Raw genomic sequence first — 21,059 nt, forward strand, 5'->3', positions numbered from 1 at the left:
GATAGTAAAAGAACGTAGAGCCGGATGCCCATCTGGGGCGGGCGCCCGGCTCCGGGCACCACTTACTGCAAGTGAATCCGCGATTTTACTCGAGAATCTTGGCAACGACACCTGCGCCGACGGTACGGCCGCCTTCGCGGATAGCGAAGCGCAGACCTTCTTCCATCGCGATCGGGTTGATCAGCTTCACCGTGATCGACACGTTGTCGCCCGGCATGACCATTTCCTTGTCCTTCGGCAGCTCGATCGAGCCCGTCACGTCCGTCGTACGGAAGTAGAACTGCGGACGGTAGTTGTTGAAGAACGGCGTGTGACGGCCGCCTTCGTCCTTGCTCAGCACGTACACTTCAGCCGTGAAGTGCGTGTGCGGGTTGATCGAACCCGGCTTGGCCAGCACCTGACCACGCTCCACGTCTTCGCGCTTCGTGCCGCGCAGCAGGATACCCACGTTGTCGCCCGCCTGACCCTGGTCCAGCAGCTTGCGGAACATTTCCACGCCCGTGCAGGTCGTCTTCACCGTCGGCTTGATACCGACGATTTCGATTTCCTCGCCGACCTTGATGACGCCGCGCTCAACGCGACCCGTCACCACCGTGCCGCGACCCGAGATCGAGAACACGTCTTCCACCGGCATCAGGAACGTGCCGTCCACAGCGCGCTCCGGCGTCGGGATGTACGTGTCCAGCGCGTCGGCCAGGTTCATGATCGCCACTTCGCCCAGCTCGCCCTTGTCGCCTTCCAGCGCCAGCTTGGCCGAACCCTTGATGATCGGCGTGTCGTCGCCCGGGAAGTCGTACTTCGACAGAAGTTCGCGCACTTCCATCTCGACCAGTTCCAGCAGCTCGGCGTCGTCCACCATGTCGCACTTGTTCAGGAACACGATGATGTACGGCACACCGACCTGACGCGCCAGCAGGATGTGCTCACGCGTTTGCGGCATCGGGCCGTCAGCGGCCGAGCACACCAGGATTGCGCCGTCCATCTGCGCGGCGCCCGTGATCATGTTCTTCACATAGTCAGCGTGGCCCGGGCAGTCGACGTGTGCGTAGTGGCGGTTAGCCGTTTCGTACTCGACGTGCGCGGTGTTGATCGTGATGCCACGTGCCTTCTCTTCCGGCGCCGCGTCGATCTGGTCGTATGCCTTCGCTTCGCCGCCGAACTTCTGCGTCAGAACCGTCGTGATCGCTGCCGTCAGCGTGGTCTTGCCGTGGTCAACGTGACCGATCGTGCCGACGTTCACGTGCGGCTTGGTCCGTTCGAATTTACCTTTAGCCATGTTTCTCTTCTTTCAAAAAGTTAATCGTTAATGACTTGCCGCGCGATTACTTCGACTTGGCGTTGATGATCGCTTCCGACACGTTACGCGGTGCTTCAGCGTAGTGCTTGAACTCCATCGTGTACGTTGCACGACCTTGGGTCAGCGAACGCAGCGACGTCGAGTAGCCGAACATTTCCGACAGCGGCACTTCGGCGCGAACGATCTTGCCGCCGCCCACCATGTCTTCCATGCCCTGGACGATACCGCGACGGCCCGACAGGTCGCCCATCACGTTGCCCATGTAGTCTTCCGGCGTTTCGACTTCCACAGCCATCATCGGTTCGAGGATGACCGGGTTTGCCTTGCGCATTGCTTCCTTGAACGCCATCGAACCGGCCATGCGGAACGCATTTTCGTTCGAGTCGACGTCGTGGTACGAACCGAACGTCAGGTGAACCTTCACGTCAACGACCGGGAAGCCCGCCAGCACGCCTGCCTTCAGCGTTTCCTGGATACCCTTGTCGACTGCCGGGATGTATTCACGCGGAATCACGCCGCCCTTGATCTCGTCGAGGAACTCGTAACCCTTGCCCTGCTCGTTCGGCTCCAGCGTGATCACTGCGTGACCATACTGACCGCGGCCGCCCGACTGCTTGACGAACTTGCCGTCGACGTCAGCCGCCGTGCTGCGGATGGTTTCGCGGTAAGCCACTTGCGGCTTGCCGACCGTGGCTTCCACGCCGAATTCACGCTTCATCCGGTCGACCAGAATTTCGAGGTGGAGCTCGCCCATACCCGAAATGATGGTTTGACCCGATTCTTCGTCCGTTTGAACGCGGAACGACGGATCTTCCTGAGCCAGGCGATTCAGCGCCAGGCCCATCTTTTCCTGGTCAGCCTTCGTCTTCGGCTCGACAGCCTGCGAAATCACCGGCTCCGGGAAAATCATGCGCTCGAGCACGATCGGGTTTTGCGGATCGCACAGCGTGTCGCCCGTGGTCGCTTCCTTCAGACCGACTGCTGCGGCGATGTCGCCTGCGCGCACTTCCTTGATTTCTTCGCGCTGGTTCGCGTGCATCTGCAGAATACGGCCGAGACGCTCCTTCTTGTCCTTGGTCGCGTTCAGCACCGTGTCGCCCGAATTGACGACGCCCGAGTACACCCGGAAGAAGATCAGCTGGCCGACGAACGGGTCGGTCATGATCTTGAACGCCAGTGCCGAGAACTTTTCGTCGTCGGCAGCGCGGCGCTCAGCCTTTTCACCGCTTTCCAGTTCGCCCGTAACCGGCGGAATGTCGATCGGCGACGGCAGGAAGTCCAGAACGGCGTCGAGCATGCGCTGCACGCCCTTGTTCTTGAACGCGGTGCCGCACAGCATCGGCTGGATTTCGCAAGCGATGGTACGGTCGCGCAGGCCCTTGATGATTTCCGCTTCGGAGAGCTCGCCCTCTTCCAGGTACTTGTTCATCAGCTCTTCGCTCGACTCGGCGGCCGCTTCGATCATCTTTTCGCGCCATTCGTTGCACGAATCGACCAGCTCAGCCGGGATGTCTTCGTACGAGAACTTGGTGCCCTGGGACGCGTCGTCCCAAATGATCGCCTTCATCTTCATCAGGTCGACAACGCCCGTGAAGTTTTCTTCCGCGCCGATAGGCACCACGACCGGAACCGGGTTGGCCTTCAGACGCAGCTTCAGCTGGTCGTAAACCTTGAAGAAGTTCGCGCCGGTACGGTCCATCTTGTTGATGAACGCGAGACGGGGAACCTTGTACTTGTTAGCCTGACGCCACACGGTTTCCGACTGCGGCTGCACGCCGCCCACTGCGCAGTAGACCATGCAGGCGCCGTCGAGCACGCGCATGGAGCGCTCGACTTCAATCGTGAAGTCGACGTGGCCCGGGGTGTCGATGATGTTGATGCGGTGCTCGGCGCGGTCGCCGGCCATGCCTTTCCAGAACGCCGTCGTAGCAGCCGACGTAATCGTGATGCCGCGTTCCTGCTCCTGCTCCATCCAGTCCATGGTGGCGGCGCCGTCGTGCACTTCACCAATCTTGTGGTTCACGCCGGTGTAGAACAGGATGCGCTCGGTCGTCGTCGTTTTGCCGGCGTCGATGTGAGCGCTAATACCGATGTTACGGTAGCGCTCGATAGGTGTCTTGCGAGCCACTTTGATCCTCTATGGGGATGACGCGATGCGAGAAATACCCATCGCGCTGTAACACAAACGGGCGAGGCGCTTTGTAAGCGCACCCGCCCGGAATTTCTTTCCGTTTTTGCTGCTAACCCGGGTTCGGGAAGCTTAGAAACGGAAGTGCGAGAACGCCTTGTTGGCTTCTGCCATCCGGTGAACTTCGTCGCGCTTCTTCATTGCGCCGCCACGGCCTTCGGCCGCTTCGGAGAGTTCACCTGCCAGACGCAGGGCCATCGACTTCTCGCTGCGCTTCTTCGCGGCTTCACGCAGCCAACGCATCGCCAATGCCATACGACGCGACGGGCGCACTTCGACCGGAACCTGATAGTTCGCACCACCAACGCGGCGGCTCTTCACTTCGACCACCGGCTTGACGTTGTTGAGCGCTACCGTGAACACTTCCAGCGGGTCCTTGCCACCCTTGGTCTGGATCTGTTCGAAAGCGCCGTACACGATGCGCTCGGCAACCGACTTCTTGCCGGAGAGCATCAGCACGTTCATGAACTTAGCTACATCAACGTTACCGAACTTCGGATCCGGCAACACTTCCCGCTTGGGGACTTCGCGACGACGCGGCATGTTTCTTCCTTTAACTTTTCAGTTGGAGCTGGGTTGAACCCATCTAGCCCCGCGGCCACCAACTAACCCGATTCATCTCTGACGACTTACCAGCCTGGTCGGGTGACCACTTACTCGACAGCACCGGCGATTCCGGCACCACCGCTAATACCGCCTTTGCAGGCGACCTGAACTGCTGACCGACTGCTTACTTGCCGGCCTTGGCGCGCTTCGCACCGTACTTCGAGCGAGCCTGCTTACGATCCTTGACGCCCTGGGTATCCAGCGAGCCGCGAACCATGTGGTAACGCACACCCGGCAAGTCCTTCACACGGCCGCCGCGAATCAGCACGACCGAGTGTTCCTGCAGGTTGTGGCCTTCACCACCGATGTACGAAATGACTTCGAAGCCGTTCGTGAGGCGCACCTTTGCAACCTTACGGAGTGCCGAGTTCGGCTTCTTCGGCGTCGTGGTGTACACACGGGTGCACACGCCGCGACGCTGGGGGCAGTCCTGCAGGGCCGGCGACTTGCTCTTCGTCGTTTCCGACGTGCGGCCTTTGCGAACCAGTTGATTGATGGTTGGCATTGTTTATTCCTGAAATTGAACAAAATCGACGCATATGTTTTCGGGCAAAGCGAAAACGACTGCGCATCGAACTTCCGGCTTGAATCCAATCTGGACTACGAACACACGGACAGCACCCGCGCGCAAGCATCCCAAGAACCGGAACCTAGCATAATATTCCGAAAACACTAAGCGAGTCAACAGGTTGCAATGTTTCGCAGACCTGCGCACCTCGCGGGCGAAGGCGGCCGCTTCAATCCGCGGCGACGACTTCCAGCAGTTCCTCGCCGAAACGGTCGAGCTTGCGCGCGCCCATGCCCGGAATGCCGCGCAGATCCTCGATCGAATCGGGGCCGTTGCGCGCGATCTCGGCCAGTGTGGCGTCGTGGAAAATGACATACGCCGGCACGCCGTCGCTTTTCGCGGTTTCCGTGCGCCACGCGCGCAGCCGCTCCCAGCGTGCCCGTTCGCGGGGACCCATGCCGAGCGTCGGATCCGCGCGTTCACTGGTCCGCCCGGACGACTGGCGGGTCCGGGTGGGCTTCACGTAGCGGCGCATGGTCACGCTTTGCTCGCCTTTCAACACGGGCTTGCTCGCCTCGGTGAGAACGAGCGAGCCGAAGCCTTCGTGATCGACCGTCAGGTAGCCGAATGCCACGAGCTGCCGAAACACCGCGCGCCACTCCGGCTCGCCGAGCGCGGCGCCGATGCCGAAGGTGGTCAGCTTTTCATGACCGCGCTGCAGGATTTTCTCGCTGCGATTGCCGCGCAAAATGTCGATCAGATGGCCCGCGCCGAAATTGAAACCGCTCGCCCGCTGCGCGCGGAACACACAGGAAAGCGCCATCTGCGCCTCACGCGTCGCGTCCCACGTGGCGGGCGGCTCGAGGCAGTTGTCGCAGTTGCCGCACGGCTTGCTCGCTTCGCCGAAGTACGCGAGAAGCCGCACGCGCCGGCACGTCGCCGCTTCGCAGAGCCCGAGCAACGCGTCGAGCTTGCCCGTCTGGACGCGCTTGTGCGCGTCGTCGGCGTCGGACTCGTCGATCATCTTGCGCTGCTGGACGACGTCGCCGAGCCCGTAGGCCATCCACGCGTTGGACGGCATGCCGTCGCGCCCCGCCCGGCCCGTTTCCTGGTAATAGCCTTCGACGCTCTTCGGCAAATCGAGGTGAGCGACAAAGCGCACGTCCGGCTTGTCGATGCCCATGCCGAACGCAATCGTCGCGCACATGACGATGCCTTCCTCGCGCTGAAACATTTCCTGATGTTTCTGGCGCGTCTCGAATTCCATGCCCGCGTGATACGGCAGCGCGCGCATGCCTTTTTCCTTCAGCCACTCGGCGGTTTCCTCGACCTTGCGCCGCGACAGGCAATAGACAACGCCGGCGTCGGTCGTGCCGTCCGCGCGCGTGTGCTCCGCGCGAATGAAGTCGAGCAGCTGCGTGCGCGCGTTGTCCTTTTCGACAATCCGGTAGCGAATATTCGGCCGGTCGAAACTGGAGACGAAGATGCGCGCGTCGTCCAGCGCGAGACGGTGGATGATCTCGTCGCGCGTGATCGCGTCCGCGGTGGCCGTCAGTGCAATGCGCGGCACATTGGGAAAGCGCTCGTGCAACACCGACAACTGAATATATTCGGGCCGGAAGTCGTGCCCCCATTGCGACACGCAATGCGCCTCGTCGATGGCGAACAGGCCAATGCGCGTGCGCTCCAGCAATTCCTGGAAGCGCGGCGTCATCAGCCGTTCCGGCGCGACATACAGGAGATCGATGTCGCCGTCGCGCAACGCACGCTCGGTCGCCATGGCCTCGGCGCTCGACAGCGTGGAGTTCAGATACGCAGCGCGCACGCCGACTTCGGTCAGCGCCGCCACCTGATCCTGCATGAGCGCGATCAGCGGGGAGACCACAATACCCGTGCCAAAGCCGCGCTCGCGGCGCACGAGCGACGGTATCTGATAACACAGCGATTTGCCGCCGCCCGTCGGCATCAGCACAAGACAGTCGCCGCCCCCGGCGACGTGCTCGACAATTTCGCCTTGTTGTCCTCTGAACGCGGGGTAGCCAAAGACTTCGTTGAGGATTTCGAGCGGACGGGACATGAATTTGAGAGATGCGGCGTAAAGCGGGTGACAGGAATTTTACCAACCCATTCGGGTTGCGCCCGCGCTTTGCAACAACGTTAGCCATCCGGCCTACGAATCGGCAAAAACGGGCAATGGGCAGTAAAAAGCGACGCACAAAAAAAGCCGCCCAGTCGAAACTGGGCGGCTTTGCTGGCGGGTGAGCCGAGGCGGCTTGCGCCGCCCCGACATACCGGCTGAGCTTACTCGCCGGAGTGTTGCTGTTCGGCGGCCGGGGTTTCCGGCGTGCCGAACTCGAACGACTCTTCCGCTGCGATCTGGTCGAAACGCTCGCGGTCGGATAGCTCCTTGCTCTTGCGCGCCTTGTGGAACGCGAGACCCGTACCGGCCGGAATCAGACGGCCGACGATCACGTTTTCCTTCAGACCGCGCAGGTCGTCGCGCTTGCCCATGATCGCCGCTTCGGTCAGCACGCGGGTCGTTTCCTGGAACGACGCCGCGGAGATGAACGAGTCGGTGGACAGCGACGCCTTCGTGATACCGAGCAAGACGTTTTCGTACGTTGCCGGACGCTTGTCTTCCGCGATCATGCGGTCGTTTTCGTCGAGCATATCCGAACGCTCGACCTGTTCGCCCGGAATGAAGCGCGTATCGCCGTTGTCCGTGATCTGCACGCGGCGCAGCATCTGACGAACAATCACTTCAATGTGCTTGTCGTTGATCTTCACGCCTTGCAGACGGTACACGTCCTGCACTTCGTCCACGATGTAGCGCGACAGCGCCTCGACGCCCTGCAGACGCAGGATGTCGTGCGGATCGGCCGGCCCGTCCACGATCATTTCGCCCTTGTTGACGACCTGACCATCGTGCACCAGAACCTGCTTTTCCTTCGCGATCAGGAACTCGTGCTGGTTGCCCTCGAGGTCCGTGATAACGAGACGCTGCTTGCCCTTCGTGTCCTTACCGAATGACGTCGTACCCGTGACTTCCGCCAGGATACCTGCGTCCTTCGGCGAACGTGCTTCGAACAGTTCCGCCACACGCGGCAGACCGCCGGTAATGTCACGCGTCTTCTGCGATTCGGTCGGGATACGTGCGAGCACTTCACCCACCTGCACCTGCTGACCGTCCTTCACGGTGATCAGCGCGCCGACCTGGAAGCCGATCTGCACCGAGTGCTCGGTGTTCGGGATCTTGACTTCCTCGCCGTTCGCGTCGAGCAGCTTGACCTGCGGACGCACCGTCTTGGACGCCTGCGAACCGCGGCGCTTCACGTCGATCACGACCAGCGTGGACAGACCCGTCACGTCGTCGATCTGCTTCGCCACGGTCACGCCTTCTTCGACGTTTTCGAACTTCACCGTGCCACCGTATTCGGTGATGATCGGACGCGTCATCGGGTCCCACGTCGCCAGCTGCGTGCCGGCCTTGATCTGCGCGCCGTCCAGTTGCAACAGCGTCGCGCCGTACGGCACCTTGTGACGTTCGCGCTCGCGACCGTGGTCGTCGGTGATCATGGCTTCGCCCGAACGCGAGATGACGATCTGCTCGCCCTTCGCGTTGGTGACGTAACGCATCGTGGACGTGAAACGCACCGTACCGTTCGACTTCGCTTCAACCGACGAAGCGACTGCCGCACGCGATGCCGCGCCACCGATGTGGAACGTACGCATGGTCAGCTGCGTGCCCGGCTCACCGATCGACTGAGCGGCGATCACACCGACCGCCTCACCGACGTTCACGAGCGAGCCGCGGCCCAGGTCGCGGCCGTAGCAGGCTGCGCACAGACCGTAGCGCGTTTCGCAGGTGAGCGGCGTACGCACGCGCACTTCGTCGATACCGAGGCGTTCGATTTCCTCGACCGCGTCTTCGTCGAGCAACGTGCCCGCTTCGTACAGCGTTTCCTGCGATTCCGGATTGACGACGTCGGCCACCGCCACGCGACCGAGAATACGGTCACGCAGTGCTTCGACGACTTCACCGCCTTCGACCAGCGCCTTCATGGCCACGCCTTGCGACGTGCCGCAATCGTCCTCGACCACCACCAGATCCTGCGTCACGTCGACGAGACGACGCGTCAGGTAACCGGAGTTCGCCGTCTTCAGTGCCGTATCAGCCAGACCCTTACGTGCGCCGTGGGTCGAGATGAAGTACTGCAACACGTTCAGACCTTCGCGGAAGTTCGCGGTAATCGGCGTCTCGATAATGGAGCCGTCCGGCTTCGCCATCAGGCCGCGCATACCGGCCAGCTGACGAATCTGCACCGCCGAACCACGCGCGCCCGAGTCCGCCATCATGTAGATGGAGTTGAACGACTCCTGACGCGTTTCGTTGCCGTCGCGGTCGATGACCGGTTCCGTGGACAGCTGCTCCATCATCGCCTTGCCGACCGCTTCCGACGTTGCCGACCAGATGTCGACCACGTTGTTGTAGCGCTCTTGCGACGTGACGAGACCCGACATGTACTGACGGTCGTATTCCTTCACCTTCTTCGCGGCGTCGCCGACGATGGTTTCCTTCTGCGGCGGCACGAGCATGTCGTCCACGCAGATCGAAATACCCGCGCGCGTTGCCAGACGGAAACCGGACTGCATCAACTGGTCGGCGAAAATCACCGTTTCGCGCAGACCGCACTTGCGGAACGCCGTGTTGATGAGACGCGAGATTTCCTTCTTCTTCAGCGGCTTGTTCAGCACCGAGAACGGCAGGCCCGGCGGCAGAATCTCCGACAGGATCGCGCGGCCGACGGTCGTTGCGTACAGCGTGACCTTCGGCACGAACGCCGGCGCGCCTTCCGACTTGTCTTCGTTGTGGACCATTTCGGTGATCCGCACGTTGACGCGCGAGGCGAGCTCGACTTCCTTGTTCTCGTAGGCACGCAGCACTTCCGAGACGCCGGTGAACGACAGGCCTTCGCCCTTGCCGTTCACTGCTTCACGGGTCGCGTAGTACAGACCCAGCACGATATCCTGCGACGGCACGATCGACGGATCGCCGTTCGCCGGGAACAGCACGTTGTTCGACGCCAGCATCAGCGTTCGCGCTTCCATCTGCGCTTCGAGCGACAGCGGCACGTGAACAGCCATCTGGTCACCGTCGAAGTCGGCGTTGAACGCCGCGCAAACGAGCGGGTGCAGCTGGATTGCCTTGCCTTCGATCAGCACCGGCTCGAAAGCCTGAATGCCGAGACGGTGCAGCGTCGGCGCACGGTTCAGCATGACCGGATGCTCGCGGATCACCTCTTCGAGGATGTCCCACACCACCGGCGTCTGGTTCTCCACTTCCTTCTTCGCAGCCTTGATGGTGGTTGCAACACCCATCACTTCGAGCTTGTTGAAGATGAACGGCTTGAACAGTTCGAGCGCCATGAGCTTCGGCAGACCGCACTGATGCAGCTTGAGCGTCGGGCCGACCACGATGACCGAACGGCCCGAGTAGTCCACACGCTTACCGAGCAGGTTCTGACGGAAACGGCCGCCCTTACCCTTGATCATGTCAGCGAGCGACTTCAGCGGACGCTTGTTCGCGCCGGTCATGGCCTTACCGCGGCGACCGTTGTCGAGCAGCGAGTCGACGGCTTCCTGCAGCATCCGCTTTTCGTTGCGGACGATGATTTCAGGCGCCTTCAGCTCGAGCAGACGCTTCAACCGGTTGTTACGGTTGATCACGCGGCGATACAGGTCGTTCAGGTCCGATGTCGCGAAACGGCCGCCGTCGAGCGGCACGAGCGGGCGCAGTTCCGGCGGCAGCACCGGCAGCACTTCGAGCACCATCCAGTCAGGCTTGATGCCCGAACGCTGGAAAGCCTCGAGCACCTTCAGGCGCTTCGCGTACTTCTTGATCTTCGCTTCAGAGCCCGTGTTCTTGAGTTCGGTGCGCAGCAGTTCGACCTGTTCGTCGATGTTGATTGCGCGCAGCAGCTCGCGAACGCCTTCCGCGCCCATCTCGGCACGGAATTCGTCACCGTACTCTTCGACCTTGTTGTAGTAATCCTCTTCGGTCATGATCTGGCGCGCTTTCAGCGGCGTCATGCCCGGGTCGATCACCACATAGGCTTCGAAGTACAGCACGCGCTCGATGTCGCGCAGCGTCATGTCGAGCACCATGCCCAGACGCGACGGCAGCGACTTCAGGAACCAGATGTGCGCAACCGGCGAGGCCAGTTCGATGTGGCCCATCCGTTCGCGACGCACCTTGGCGAGCGTCACTTCCACGCCGCACTTCTCGCAGATCACGCCGCGATGCTTCAGGCGCTTGTACTTGCCGCAAAGGCATTCGTAGTCTTTGATCGGGCCGAAAATCTTCGCGCAGAACAGACCATCGCGCTCCGGCTTGAACGTCCGGTAGTTGATGGTTTCCGGCTTCTTCACTTCACCGAACGACCACGAACGGATCTTGTCCGGCGAGGCCAGACCGATCTTGATTGCGTCAAAAACTTCAGGTTGTTGGACTTGCTTGAATAGATCGAGCAAAGCTTTCATCGCTTCTCTCCAGTAGTCCGATTAGTTGCGGTCGAGGTCGATATCGATACCGAGCGAGCGGATTTCCTTCACCAACACGTTGAAGGACTCCGGCATGCCAGCATCGATCACGTGATCGCCCTTGACCAGGTTCTCGTACACCTTGGTCCGGCCCGTCACGTCGTCCGACTTCACCGTCAGCATTTCTTGCAGCACGTACGATGCGCCGTACGCTTCGAGCGCCCACACTTCCATTTCACCGAAACGCTGGCCACCGAACTGCGCCTTCCCGCCCAACGGCTGCTGCGTCACGAGCGAGTACGGGCCCGTGGAACGCGCGTGCATCTTGTCGTCGACCAGGTGGTGCAGCTTCAGGTAGTGCATGTAGCCGACCGTCACCGTACGTTCGAACATTTCGCCCGTGCGGCCGTCGTACAGACGCACCTGATTCTTCGACGGCGTCATGCCGAGGTTCTGCGCGATGTCGTCCGGGAACGCCAGATCCAGCGCGCGCGACATTTCCTCTTCCGTCGCACCGTCGAACACCGGCGTCGCGAACGGCACGCCTTCGCGCAGGTTCTTCGCCAGTTCGACGATCTCCTCGTCGGTGAAGCTGTCCAGCTCTTCGGCGCGGCCCGACTCGTTGTAGATCTTGGTCAGGAACTCGCGCAGTTCTTCGATCTTCGCCTGACGCTGCAGCATTTCGCCGATACGCCAGCCGAGACCCTTCGCGGCCCAGCCCAGATGCACTTCGAGAACCTGACCCACGTTCATCCGCGACGGCACGCCGAGCGGGTTCAGAACGACGTCAGCCGGACGGCCGTCGGCCATGTACGGCATGTCTTCGATCGGCACGATCTTCGACACGACACCCTTGTTACCGTGACGGCCTGCCATCTTGTCGCCAGGCTGCAGACGGCGCTTGACTGCCAGATACACCTTGACCATCTTCAGCACGCCCGGCGGCAGTTCGTCGCCTTGCGTGAGCTTCTTGCGCTTTTCTTCGAACGCCAGGTCGAACTGGTGACGCTTCTGTTCGATCGAATCCTTGATCGCTTCGAGCTGCGCCGCTGCTTCTTCGTCCGCGAGGCGGATGTCGAACCAGTGGTAATGATCGAGATCTTCCAGGTAAGCCTGTTCGATCTTCGTGCCCTTCGCGAGCTTCTTTGGACCGCCGTTCGCGACCTTGCCCGTCAGCATGCGCGCGAGACGCTGGAACGCGTCGCCTTCCACGATGCGCAGCTGGTCGTTCAGGTCGAGACGATAGCGCTTCAGTTCGTCGTCGATAATCTGTTGCGCGCGCTTGTCGCGCTGAATGCCTTCGCGCGTGAACACCTGGACGTCGATCACCGTGCCGCTCATGCCCGACGGCACGCGCAGCGAGGTGTCCTTCACGTCCGAAGCCTTCTCGCCGAAGATTGCGCGCAGCAGCTTCTCTTCCGGCGTCAGCTGGGTTTCGCCCTTGGGCGTGACCTTGCCGACCAGCACGTCGCCTGCTTCGACTTCCGCGCCGATGTAGACGATGCCCGACTCGTCGAGACGGCCGAGTTGCACTTCAGCCAGGTTCGAGATGTCGCGCGTGATTTCTTCCGGTCCGAGCTTCGTGTCGCGAGCCACGACGTTCAGTTCTTCGATGTGGATCGACGTGTAACGGTCGTCGGCCACCACCTTCTCCGAGATCAGGATCGAGTCTTCGAAGTTGTAGCCGTTCCACGGCATGAACGCGACCAGCATGTTCTGGCCGAGCGCCAGTTCGCCGAGGTCCGTGGATGCGCCGTCAGCCAGCACGTCGCCGCGCGAAACCTTGTCGCCGACCTTCACGATCGGACGCTGGTTGATGTTCGTGTTCTGGTTCGAACGCGTGTACTTGATCAGGTTGTAGATGTCGACGCCGACGTCGCCAGCCACCGCTTCTTCGTCGTTCACGCGAATCACGATACGGCCCGCGTCGACGTAGTCGACCACGCCGCCGCGGAACGCCTGAACCGTCGTGCCCGAGTCGACCGCCACCGTGCGCTCGATACCGGTACCGACCACGGCCTTTTCGGGACGCAGACACGGCACTGCCTGACGCTGCATGTTCGAGCCCATCAATGCGCGGTTCGCGTCGTCGTGCTCGAGGAACGGAATCAGCGATGCAGCCACCGAGACGATCTGCGACGGCGCCACGTCCATGTACTGGATGCGGTCCGGCGTGACCATCAGCGTTTCGCCCGCTTCACGCGACGACACCAGTTCGTCGGTCAGCGTGCCGTCTTCAGCCACCGCCGCGTTCGCCTGCGCGATCACGTAACGGCCTTCTTCGATCGCCGACAGATAGTCGATCTGGTCCGTCACCTTGCCGTCCACGACCTTGCGATACGGCGTTTCGAGGAAGCCGTATTCGTTCAGGTGCGCGTACAGCGCGAGCGAGTTGATCAGGCCGATGTTCGGACCTTCAGGCGTTTCAATCGGGCAGACGCGGCCGTAATGCGTAGGATGCACGTCGCGCACTTCGAAGCCTGCGCGCTCACGCGTCAAACCACCCGGGCCCAGTGCCGAAACACGGCGCTTGTGGGTAATTTCCGACAGCGGGTTGGTCTGGTCCATGAACTGCGACAGCTGCGACGAACCGAAGAACTCGCGAATCGCCGACGAAATCGGCTTCGAGTTGATCAGGTCGTGCGGCATCAGGTTTTCGCTTTCGGCCTGGCCGAGGCGTTCCTTCACAGCCCGTTCCACGCGCACCAGACCGGCGCGGAACTGATTCTCCGCCAGTTCGCCGACGCAACGCACACGGCGATTGCCGAGGTGGTCGATGTCGTCGACTTCGCCCTTGCCGTTACGCAGCTCGACCAGAATCTTGATCGTGGCGAGGATGTCGTCGTCCTGCAGCGTCATTGGGCCGACGATCTCGTCGCGACCCACGCGACGATTGAACTTCATACGACCCACCTTGGACAGGTCGTATGCGTCTTCGCTGTAGAACAGGCGGTTGAACAGCGCCTCGACCGCTTCTTCGGTCGGCGGCTCGCCCGGGCGCATCATGCGGTAGATCGCGATGCGCGCGGCCATCTTGTCGGCGGTTTCGTCGATACGCAGCGTGGAGGAGATGTACGGACCCTGGTCCAGATCGTTCGTATAAAGCGTCTGGATGTCCTTGATCTTCGCTTCGCGCAGCTTTTCGAGGACGGTTTCCGTGATTTCGTCGTTCGCATTCGCGATGACTTCACCGGTGTCGCCGTCGACGACGTTCTTCGCCAGCACGCGGCCGAGCAGATAGTCTTCCGGAACCGAGATGAACTTGGTCTTCGCGTTGTCCAGGTCGCGGATGTGCTTCGCGTTGATCCGCTTGTCCTTCTGGACGATCACGTTGCCGTCGCGGTCGGTAATGTCGAAACGCGCGACTTCGCCACGCAGACGCTCCGGCACGAACTCCATCTGCGCGCCTTCGGGCATCAGCGTGAAGTTATCGAACACGAAGAAGTTTGCGAGGATCTGTTCCGGCGTGAGGCCGATTGCCTTCAGCAGGATCGTGACCGGCATCTTGCGGCGGCGGTCGACGCGGAAGTACAGCACGTCCTTCGGGTCGAACTCGAAGTCGAGCCACGAACCGCGGTAAGGAATGATACGTGCGGAGAACAGGAGCTTGCCCGAGCTGTGCGTCTTGCCCTTGTCGTGCTCGAAGAACACGCCAGGCGAACGGTGCAGCTGCGAAACGATCACGCGCTCCGTGCCGTTAATGACGAACGAACCCGTCGGCGTCATGAGCGGAATTTCGCCCATGTACACTTCCTGTTCCTTCACTTCCTTGACGACCGGCTTGCTCGGCGATTCTTTATCGAGCAGTACCAGACGCACTTTGGCGCGCAGCGCCGAGCAGTAGGTCAAACCGCGCTGCTGACATTCCTTGATGTTGAATGCCGGCGGCGACAGCATGTAGCTGACGAACTCGAGGCGTGCGAACCCGTTGTGCGAAACGATCGGGAAAACGGATGTAAACGCAGCCTGCAGGCCTTCCGGCTTGCGCTGCGTAGACGGCGTATCTGCTTGCAGAAACGTGCTGAATGATTCAAGCTGGGTAGCCAGCAGGAAAGGTACTTGGTGAACGATGGGGCGCTTCGCAAAACTCTTGCGAATACGCTTCTTCTCGGTGAAGGAATATTGCATACGATCTCCGAATCACGGCGGGCATTGTTGTCGAGGCAGGATACCTTGATGAGACAACCCGAGTGTTCACCGACTGAGACCCGATGGCCGTCCGATGGCTTGAACGAGCCTAGAAGCTTGGTGGTTGGCCTCTACCAACCGCTGGCTGACGGTAGCGGATGCGTGTCGCATCTGGGACTTGAGCCGCTACCCGACCAAACTTGCCTTCTGCAGTCGCTTCAGAAGACAAAGAGAAGCGCCGGTCAATGTTGCCGATAGGCGATTTTCTTTGGCTTCTGGGAGTCGCATTCCTGCCGGACAGCAATGCAAAAACGCGTCCCCCACAAAGCACAAAAAGGCCGGCGGTGAAAAACCGCCAGCCTTCGCACAGCGCGCTGAAACTTACTTGATTTCAGCCTTCGCGCCGGCTTCTTCCAGCTTCTTCTTGGCTTCTTCAGCAGCAGCCTTCGGCACCGATTCCTTAACGGGCTTCGGTGCGCCGTCGACCAGGTCCTTCGCTTCCTTCAGGCCGAGACCCGTCAGTTCACGAACTGCCTTAATGACGGAAACCTTGTTCGCGCCGACGTCAACCAGGTTGACCGTGAATTCGGTTTGCTCTTCAGCTGCAGCAGCGCCGCCGCCTGCACCTGCCGGGCCTGCCACTGCAACAGCAGCTGCCGACACGCCAAACTTTTCTTCGAACGCCTTAACCAGCTCGTTCAGTTCCAGAACCGACATCGAGCCTACGGCTTCGAGGATGTCTTCTTTTGCGATTGCCATTTGAAATACTCCTAAATTGAATTCGGATACAGCTAGCGATCAATTACGCTCGGCTGAAGTGCATTACGCAGCGGATTCTTCGCCTTGTTTCTTCTCTGCCAGCGCGGCCAGAGCGCGCGCGAAGCCAGAAACAGGTGCTTGCATAACGAACAACAGCTTGGAGAGCAGTTCCTCGCGGCTCGGGATGTTGGCCAGCGCTTGCACGCCTGCCTTGTCCATCACGTTGCCTTCGTAGGCGCCAGCCTTGATGACCAACTTGTCATTGCTCTTGCTGAAGTCGTTGACGACCTTGGCAGCAGCAATTGCATCTTCCGAGATGCCGTAGATCAGGGGGCCAGTCATCTGCTCTGCCAGCGGAGCAAACGGGGTACCTTCGACAGCGCGACGCGCCAGCGTGTTCTTCAACACGCGAAGATAAACCTGCTGCTCACGCGCTTTCGCGCGCAGCTTGGTCAGATCGCCAACCGTGATCCCACGATACTCAGCCAGAACCACGGTCTGGGCTTTCGCGACTTGCGCGGCAACCTCAGCGACGACGGCCTGCTTGCTTTCTTTGTTGAGTGGCACGGTTAACCTCCAGATTCGATACACGCGGCGTGCGCCTTGTGTACCGCGTTCAATAACGGCGTCCGACCAGTCAGGAGTATTTCGACCGCCCGACACCCGCATTGCTGCGAGCGTCAACCGGCTTCATCACTACAAAACTTTTTCGGGTTCGCCATCTGCGTTGGCTTTGCATTAAGGGCTCGCCTACCTGCTGCGTGCCCGCCAACGGTCTTTGACAACCGGCTGCGCGATGCAACTGCCACCGCACAACCGCCCAAAGCCCATAAACCACCTCGGCTTTCGCCGAGGCGATGAATTACTTACTGCGCCGAGAGCGATGCCTGGTCGACGCGAACGCCGACGCCCATCGTGCTCGACAGAGCGACCTTGCGCAGGTAGACACCCTTGCTGGTCGCCGGCTTGGCCTTCTGCAGCGCGTCGATGAGCGCGCTCAGGTTGCTGCGCAGAGCCGTCGGCTCGAACGAAGCACGTCCGATGGTGGCGTGGATGATACCGGCCTTGTCGACGCGGAATTGCACCTGACCTGCCTTGGCGTTCTTGACTGCAGTCGCGACGTCCGGCGTGACCGTGCCGACCTTCGGGTTCGGCATCAGGCCGCGCGGGCCAAGGATCTGACCGAGCGTACCGACAACGCGCATCGTGTCCGGGGAAGCGATCACGATATCGAAGTCCAGATTGCCGGCTTTGACCTGTTCAGCCAGGTCTTCCATACCGACGACTTCAGCGCCGGCTGCACGAGCCTGCTCAGCCTTTTCGCCTTGCGCGAACACAGCGACGCGGACCGACTTACCGGTACCTGCAGGCAGAACGACCGAACCACGGACCACCTGGTCCGACTTCTTTGCATCGATGCCGAGCTGCACGGCCACGTCGATCGACTCGTCGAACTTGGCGCTTGCGCATTCCTTCACGAGCGACAGTGCGTCGTCGATCGGGTACAGCTTCTGACGGTCAACCTTTGCTGCAAATGCTTGCAGACGCTTAGAAAGCTTAGCCATTTACACGCCCTCCACGGTGATGCCCATCGAGCGGGCGCTACCAGCGATCGTACGAACCGCTGCGTCCAGATCAGCTGCCGTCAGATCGGGCATCTTGGTCTTGGCGATGTCTTCAGCTTGAGCGCGGGTAATCTTGCCGACCTTGTCGGTGTGCGGCTTGCTCGAACCCTTGTCGACCTTAGCTGCCTTCTTGATCAGGACCGTTGCCGGCGGCGTCTTGAGGACGAACGTGAAGCTCTTGTCAGCGAACGCGGTGATCACGACGGGAATCGGCAGACCCGGTTCCAGTGCTTGGGTCTGCGCGTTAAACGCCTTGCAGAACTCCATGATGTTCAGGCCGCGCTGGCCCAGTGCCGGACCGACCGGCGGCGACGGGTTGGCTTTACCTGCAGGAATCTGCAGCTTGATAAAGCCAATGATTTTCTTTGCCATGTTGAAAACCTCTTTGGAACGCCGCGTTGCGAGCAGACGTTCAGTGAGTAGTAGCGCGCGTTCGTCGAAATTCGACTAGTTACGCTCCTCAACGGCCATTACGCGGACCGTAAGCGCGAAGTACGAAACGCGCCAAATGGCGCGCCGCGTAAAATTCTGAATTACAACTTCTCGACTTGGCCGAATTCCAGCTCGACCGGCGTTGCGCGGCCGAAAATCGTAACGGAAACACGGACACGCGACTTTTCGTAGTTGACTTCTTCGACGCTGCCGTTGAAATCCGTAAACGGACCGTCCTTCACCCGCACCATCTCGCCTACTTCGAACAGGGTCTTCGGGCGCGGTTTTTCCACGCCTTCCTGCATCTGCGACATGATCTTCTCGACTTCACGCGGAGAAATCGGACTCGGGCGGTTACGTGCACCACCAACGAAGCCAGTGACCTTCGCCGTGTTCTTCACGAGGTGCCACGTCTCGTCGGTCATTTCCATTTCCACCAGCACGTAGCCAGGGAAGAAACGACGCTCGGTCACCGACTTGTGACCACCTTTCACCTCGACCACTTCTTCAGTCGGAACGAGGATTTGACCAAACTGGTCTTGCATGCCAGCGCGTTCGATGCGCTCCTGAAGCGCACGTTGCACGCTCTTCTCCATACCGGAGTAGGCGTGCACGACGTACCAGCGTTTGCCGCTCGGAGATGCCGGAGTATCGCTCATATCATTTCCAACCCAGAATCACCGAGAAAATCGCCCATTCGATGGATTTATCACTCACCCAAAGAAAGATCGCCATAACGAACACGAAGCCGAACACGACCAACGTCGTCTGGGTGGCCTCTTTACGAGTCGGCCAGACAACCTTGCGGACTTCCTTGTGCGAATCTTTGGCGAAAGCGATGAAACCCTTGCCAGGCGCGGAGAGAAGACCGACTGCAACACCCGCGATTGCACCAACAGCCAAGGCGGCTCCGCGGACGTACCATTCCTGACCGTTGAGCCAGAAGAACCCCACGAACCCGGCCAAGACCAGCAATACGCCCGCGACGAGCATCAGCTTGTCGCCGGATGTATTTACAGTTTCGACGGAAGGATTCGCCATAACACCTTAACGAAGCGTCACATACGACGCGAGAGTTGGCAGGGGCAGAGGGAATCGAACCCCCAACCTTCGGTTTTGGAGACCGACGCTCTGCCAGTTGAGCTATACCCCTAAACCATTTGGGGTTGACGACACCGCCAACCCCGAAACTACAGATTAACGAGAACTATCTGGCGTTACTCGAGAATCTTGGCAACGACACCTGCGCCGACGGTACGGCCGCCTTCGCGGATAGCGAAGCGCAGACCTTCTTCCATCGCGATCGGGTTGATCAGCTTCACCGTGATCGACACGTTGTCGCCCGGCATGACCATTTCCTTGTCCTTCGGCAGCTCGATCGAGCCCGTCACGTCCGTCGTACGGAAGTAGAACTGCGGACGGTAGTTGTTGAAGAACGGCGTGTGACGGCCGCCTTCGTCCTTGCTCAGCACGTACACTTCAGCCGTGAAGTGCGTGTGCGGGTTGATCGAACCCGGCTTGGCCAGCACCTGACCACGCTCCACGTCTTCGCGCTTCGTGCCGCGCAGCAGGATACCCACGTTGTCGCCCGCCTGACCCTGGTCCAGCAGCTTGCGGAACATTTCCACGCCCGTGCAGGTCGTCTTCACCGTCGGCTTGATACCGACGATTTCGATTTCCTCGCCGACCTTGATGACGCCGCGCTCAACGCGACCCGTCACCACCGTGCCGCGACCCGAGATCGAGAACACGTCTTCCACCGGCATCAGGAACGTGCCGTCCACAGCGCGCTCCGGCGTCGGGATGTACGTGTCCAGCGCGTCGGCCAGGTTCATGATCGCCACTTCGCCCAGCTCGCCCTTGTCGCCTTCCAGCGCCAGCTTGGCCGAACCCTTGATGATCGGCGTGTCGTCGCCCGGGAAGTCGTACTTCGACAGAAGTTCGCGCACTTCCATCTCGACCAGTTCCAGCAGCTCGGCGTCGTCCACCATGTCGCACTTGTTCAGGAACACGATGATGTACGGCACACCGACCTGACGCGCCAGCAGGATGTGCTCACGCGTTTGCGGCATCGGGCCGTCAGCGGCCGAGCACACCAGGATTGCGCCGTCCATCTGCGCGGCGCCCGTGATCATGTTCTTCACATAGTCAGCGTGGCCCGGGCAGTCGACGTGTGCGTAGTGGCGGTTAGCCGTTTCGTACTCGACGTGCGCGGTGTTGATCGTGATGCCACGTGCCTTCTCTTCCGGCGCCGCGTCGATCTGGTCGTATGCCTTCGCTTCGCCGCCGAACTTCTGCGTCAGAACCGTCGTGATCGCTGCCGTCAGCGTGGTCTTGCCGTGGTCAACGTGACCGATCGTGCCGACGTTCACGTGCGGCTTGGTCCGCTCAAACTTACCCTTGGCCATTTTCGACTCCTAAGAGGATTTTTCCGTACGTTGCGCCGGGCGCAAACAATCACCGAGTACTTCTGGTGCCCATGGGCAGGATCGAACTGCCGACCTCTCCCTTACCAAGGGAGTGCTCTACCACTGAGCCACATGGGCGCTACTTCTATTTGGCTGGAGCGGGTGAAGGGAATCGAACCCTCGTCGTAAGCTTGGAAGGCTTCTGCTCTACCATTGAGCTACACCCGCAAGGACCCATGGATTCCCAACAACTGCTACAACTTGCATTCTGGTGGAGGAGGTTGGATTCGAACCAACGTAGGCGTAAGCCAACAGATTTACAGTCTGCCCCCTTTAGCCACTCGGGCACCCCTCCGCAGAGAACTGATGATTATGGGGGAACAACCGCTGAATGTCAAGAGTTACTCGGCTGTTCCAAACCCAAACGCTCTCATTTATAGGTAGTGATTGCGGTGCTGCCGTAAACGCAGAAACCCCACCTTTGCGGGGTGGGGTATCTGACGGTGGTGGGGAGCCTGACGATTACCTACTTTCACACGGGTAATCCGCACTATCATCGGCGTGGAGT

14 protein-coding genes and 4 tRNA genes are annotated in these 21,059 nt (G+C 60.5%); all 18 read right to left on the reverse strand.

The annotated features are described in order from the left end of the window. Window positions 1-85 precede the first annotated feature (85 nt). A complete protein-coding gene (gene tuf / locus HV711_RS11970; RefSeq protein ID WP_013340742.1) occupies window positions 86-1,276 on the reverse strand; it encodes an elongation factor Tu in 1,191 nt (396 codons plus the stop codon). Window positions 1,277-1,322: 46 nt separating this feature from the next. Continuing rightward, on the reverse strand, window positions 1,323-3,425 hold the full coding sequence (gene fusA / locus HV711_RS11975) for an elongation factor G (protein WP_013589835.1): 2,103 nt from the start codon (window positions 3,423-3,425) through the stop codon (window positions 1,323-1,325). Window positions 3,426-3,557: 132 nt separating this feature from the next. Continuing rightward, the gene (gene rpsG, locus HV711_RS11980; protein ID WP_006053291.1) at window positions 3,558-4,028 is read right to left on the reverse strand and encodes a 30S ribosomal protein S7; all 471 of its coding nucleotides are present in this window, start codon (window positions 4,026-4,028) and stop codon (window positions 3,558-3,560) included. A 187-nt stretch (window positions 4,029-4,215) separates the two neighbouring features. Continuing rightward, on the reverse strand, window positions 4,216-4,596 hold the full coding sequence (gene rpsL / locus HV711_RS11985) for a 30S ribosomal protein S12 (RefSeq protein WP_006053290.1): 381 nt from the start codon (window positions 4,594-4,596) through the stop codon (window positions 4,216-4,218). Between the two features lie 232 nt (window positions 4,597-4,828). After that, the gene (recQ, locus tag HV711_RS11990) at window positions 4,829-6,676 is read right to left on the reverse strand and encodes a DNA helicase RecQ (RefSeq protein ID WP_013589836.1); all 1,848 of its coding nucleotides are present in this window, start codon (window positions 6,674-6,676) and stop codon (window positions 4,829-4,831) included. A gap of 224 nt (window positions 6,677-6,900) precedes the next feature. Continuing rightward, window positions 6,901-11,139 (reverse strand): DNA-directed RNA polymerase subunit beta', encoded by a 4,239-nt coding sequence (gene rpoC, locus HV711_RS11995; RefSeq protein WP_013340745.1) that lies wholly within the window; start codon window positions 11,137-11,139, stop codon window positions 6,901-6,903. A 21-nt stretch (window positions 11,140-11,160) separates the two neighbouring features. Next, window positions 11,161-15,267 carry a DNA-directed RNA polymerase subunit beta gene (gene rpoB / locus HV711_RS12000; protein WP_013589837.1) on the reverse strand — a complete coding sequence of 1,369 codons (4,107 nt, stop codon included), beginning with the start codon at window positions 15,265-15,267 and terminating at the stop codon, window positions 11,161-11,163. 381 nt (window positions 15,268-15,648) lie between these two features. Continuing rightward, window positions 15,649-16,026 (reverse strand): 50S ribosomal protein L7/L12, encoded by a 378-nt coding sequence (gene rplL / locus HV711_RS12005; RefSeq protein WP_013340747.1) that lies wholly within the window; start codon window positions 16,024-16,026, stop codon window positions 15,649-15,651. A 63-nt stretch (window positions 16,027-16,089) separates the two neighbouring features. Beyond that, on the reverse strand, window positions 16,090-16,593 hold the full coding sequence (gene rplJ, locus HV711_RS12010) for a 50S ribosomal protein L10 (protein WP_013340748.1): 504 nt from the start codon (window positions 16,591-16,593) through the stop codon (window positions 16,090-16,092). A 299-nt stretch (window positions 16,594-16,892) separates the two neighbouring features. After that, window positions 16,893-17,591 (reverse strand): 50S ribosomal protein L1, encoded by a 699-nt coding sequence (gene rplA, locus HV711_RS12015; protein WP_013589838.1) that lies wholly within the window; start codon window positions 17,589-17,591, stop codon window positions 16,893-16,895. Continuing rightward, on the reverse strand, window positions 17,592-18,023 hold the full coding sequence (gene rplK / locus HV711_RS12020; RefSeq protein ID WP_013589839.1) for a 50S ribosomal protein L11: 432 nt from the start codon (window positions 18,021-18,023) through the stop codon (window positions 17,592-17,594). It lies immediately after the preceding gene. Between the two features lie 161 nt (window positions 18,024-18,184). Continuing rightward, window positions 18,185-18,742: a transcription termination/antitermination protein NusG gene (nusG, locus tag HV711_RS12025; RefSeq protein ID WP_007180147.1), complete on the reverse strand. Its 558-nt coding sequence runs from the start codon at window positions 18,740-18,742 to the stop codon at window positions 18,185-18,187. Between the two features lies 1 nt (window position 18,743). Continuing rightward, window positions 18,744-19,124, reverse strand: coding sequence for a preprotein translocase subunit SecE (secE, locus tag HV711_RS12030; protein ID WP_028362984.1), 381 nt, complete (start codon window positions 19,122-19,124; stop codon window positions 18,744-18,746). A 36-nt stretch (window positions 19,125-19,160) separates the two neighbouring features. Further along, window positions 19,161-19,236, reverse strand: a tRNA-Trp gene (locus HV711_RS12035). Window positions 19,237-19,300: 64 nt separating this feature from the next. Beyond that, window positions 19,301-20,491, reverse strand: coding sequence for an elongation factor Tu (gene tuf, locus HV711_RS12040; protein ID WP_013340742.1), 1,191 nt, complete (start codon window positions 20,489-20,491; stop codon window positions 19,301-19,303). 63 nt (window positions 20,492-20,554) lie between these two features. Next, window positions 20,555-20,629: transfer RNA gene (locus HV711_RS12045), tRNA-Thr, on the reverse strand. A 16-nt stretch (window positions 20,630-20,645) separates the two neighbouring features. Next, window positions 20,646-20,719 (reverse strand) — tRNA-Gly (locus HV711_RS12050). A gap of 41 nt (window positions 20,720-20,760) precedes the next feature. After that, window positions 20,761-20,846 (reverse strand) — tRNA-Tyr (locus HV711_RS12055). Between the last annotated feature and the right edge of the window lie 213 nt (window positions 20,847-21,059).

It is taken from the genome of Paraburkholderia phenoliruptrix (genome assembly GCF_902859825.1).
Lineage (GTDB): Bacteria > Pseudomonadota > Gammaproteobacteria > Burkholderiales > Burkholderiaceae > Paraburkholderia > Paraburkholderia phenoliruptrix.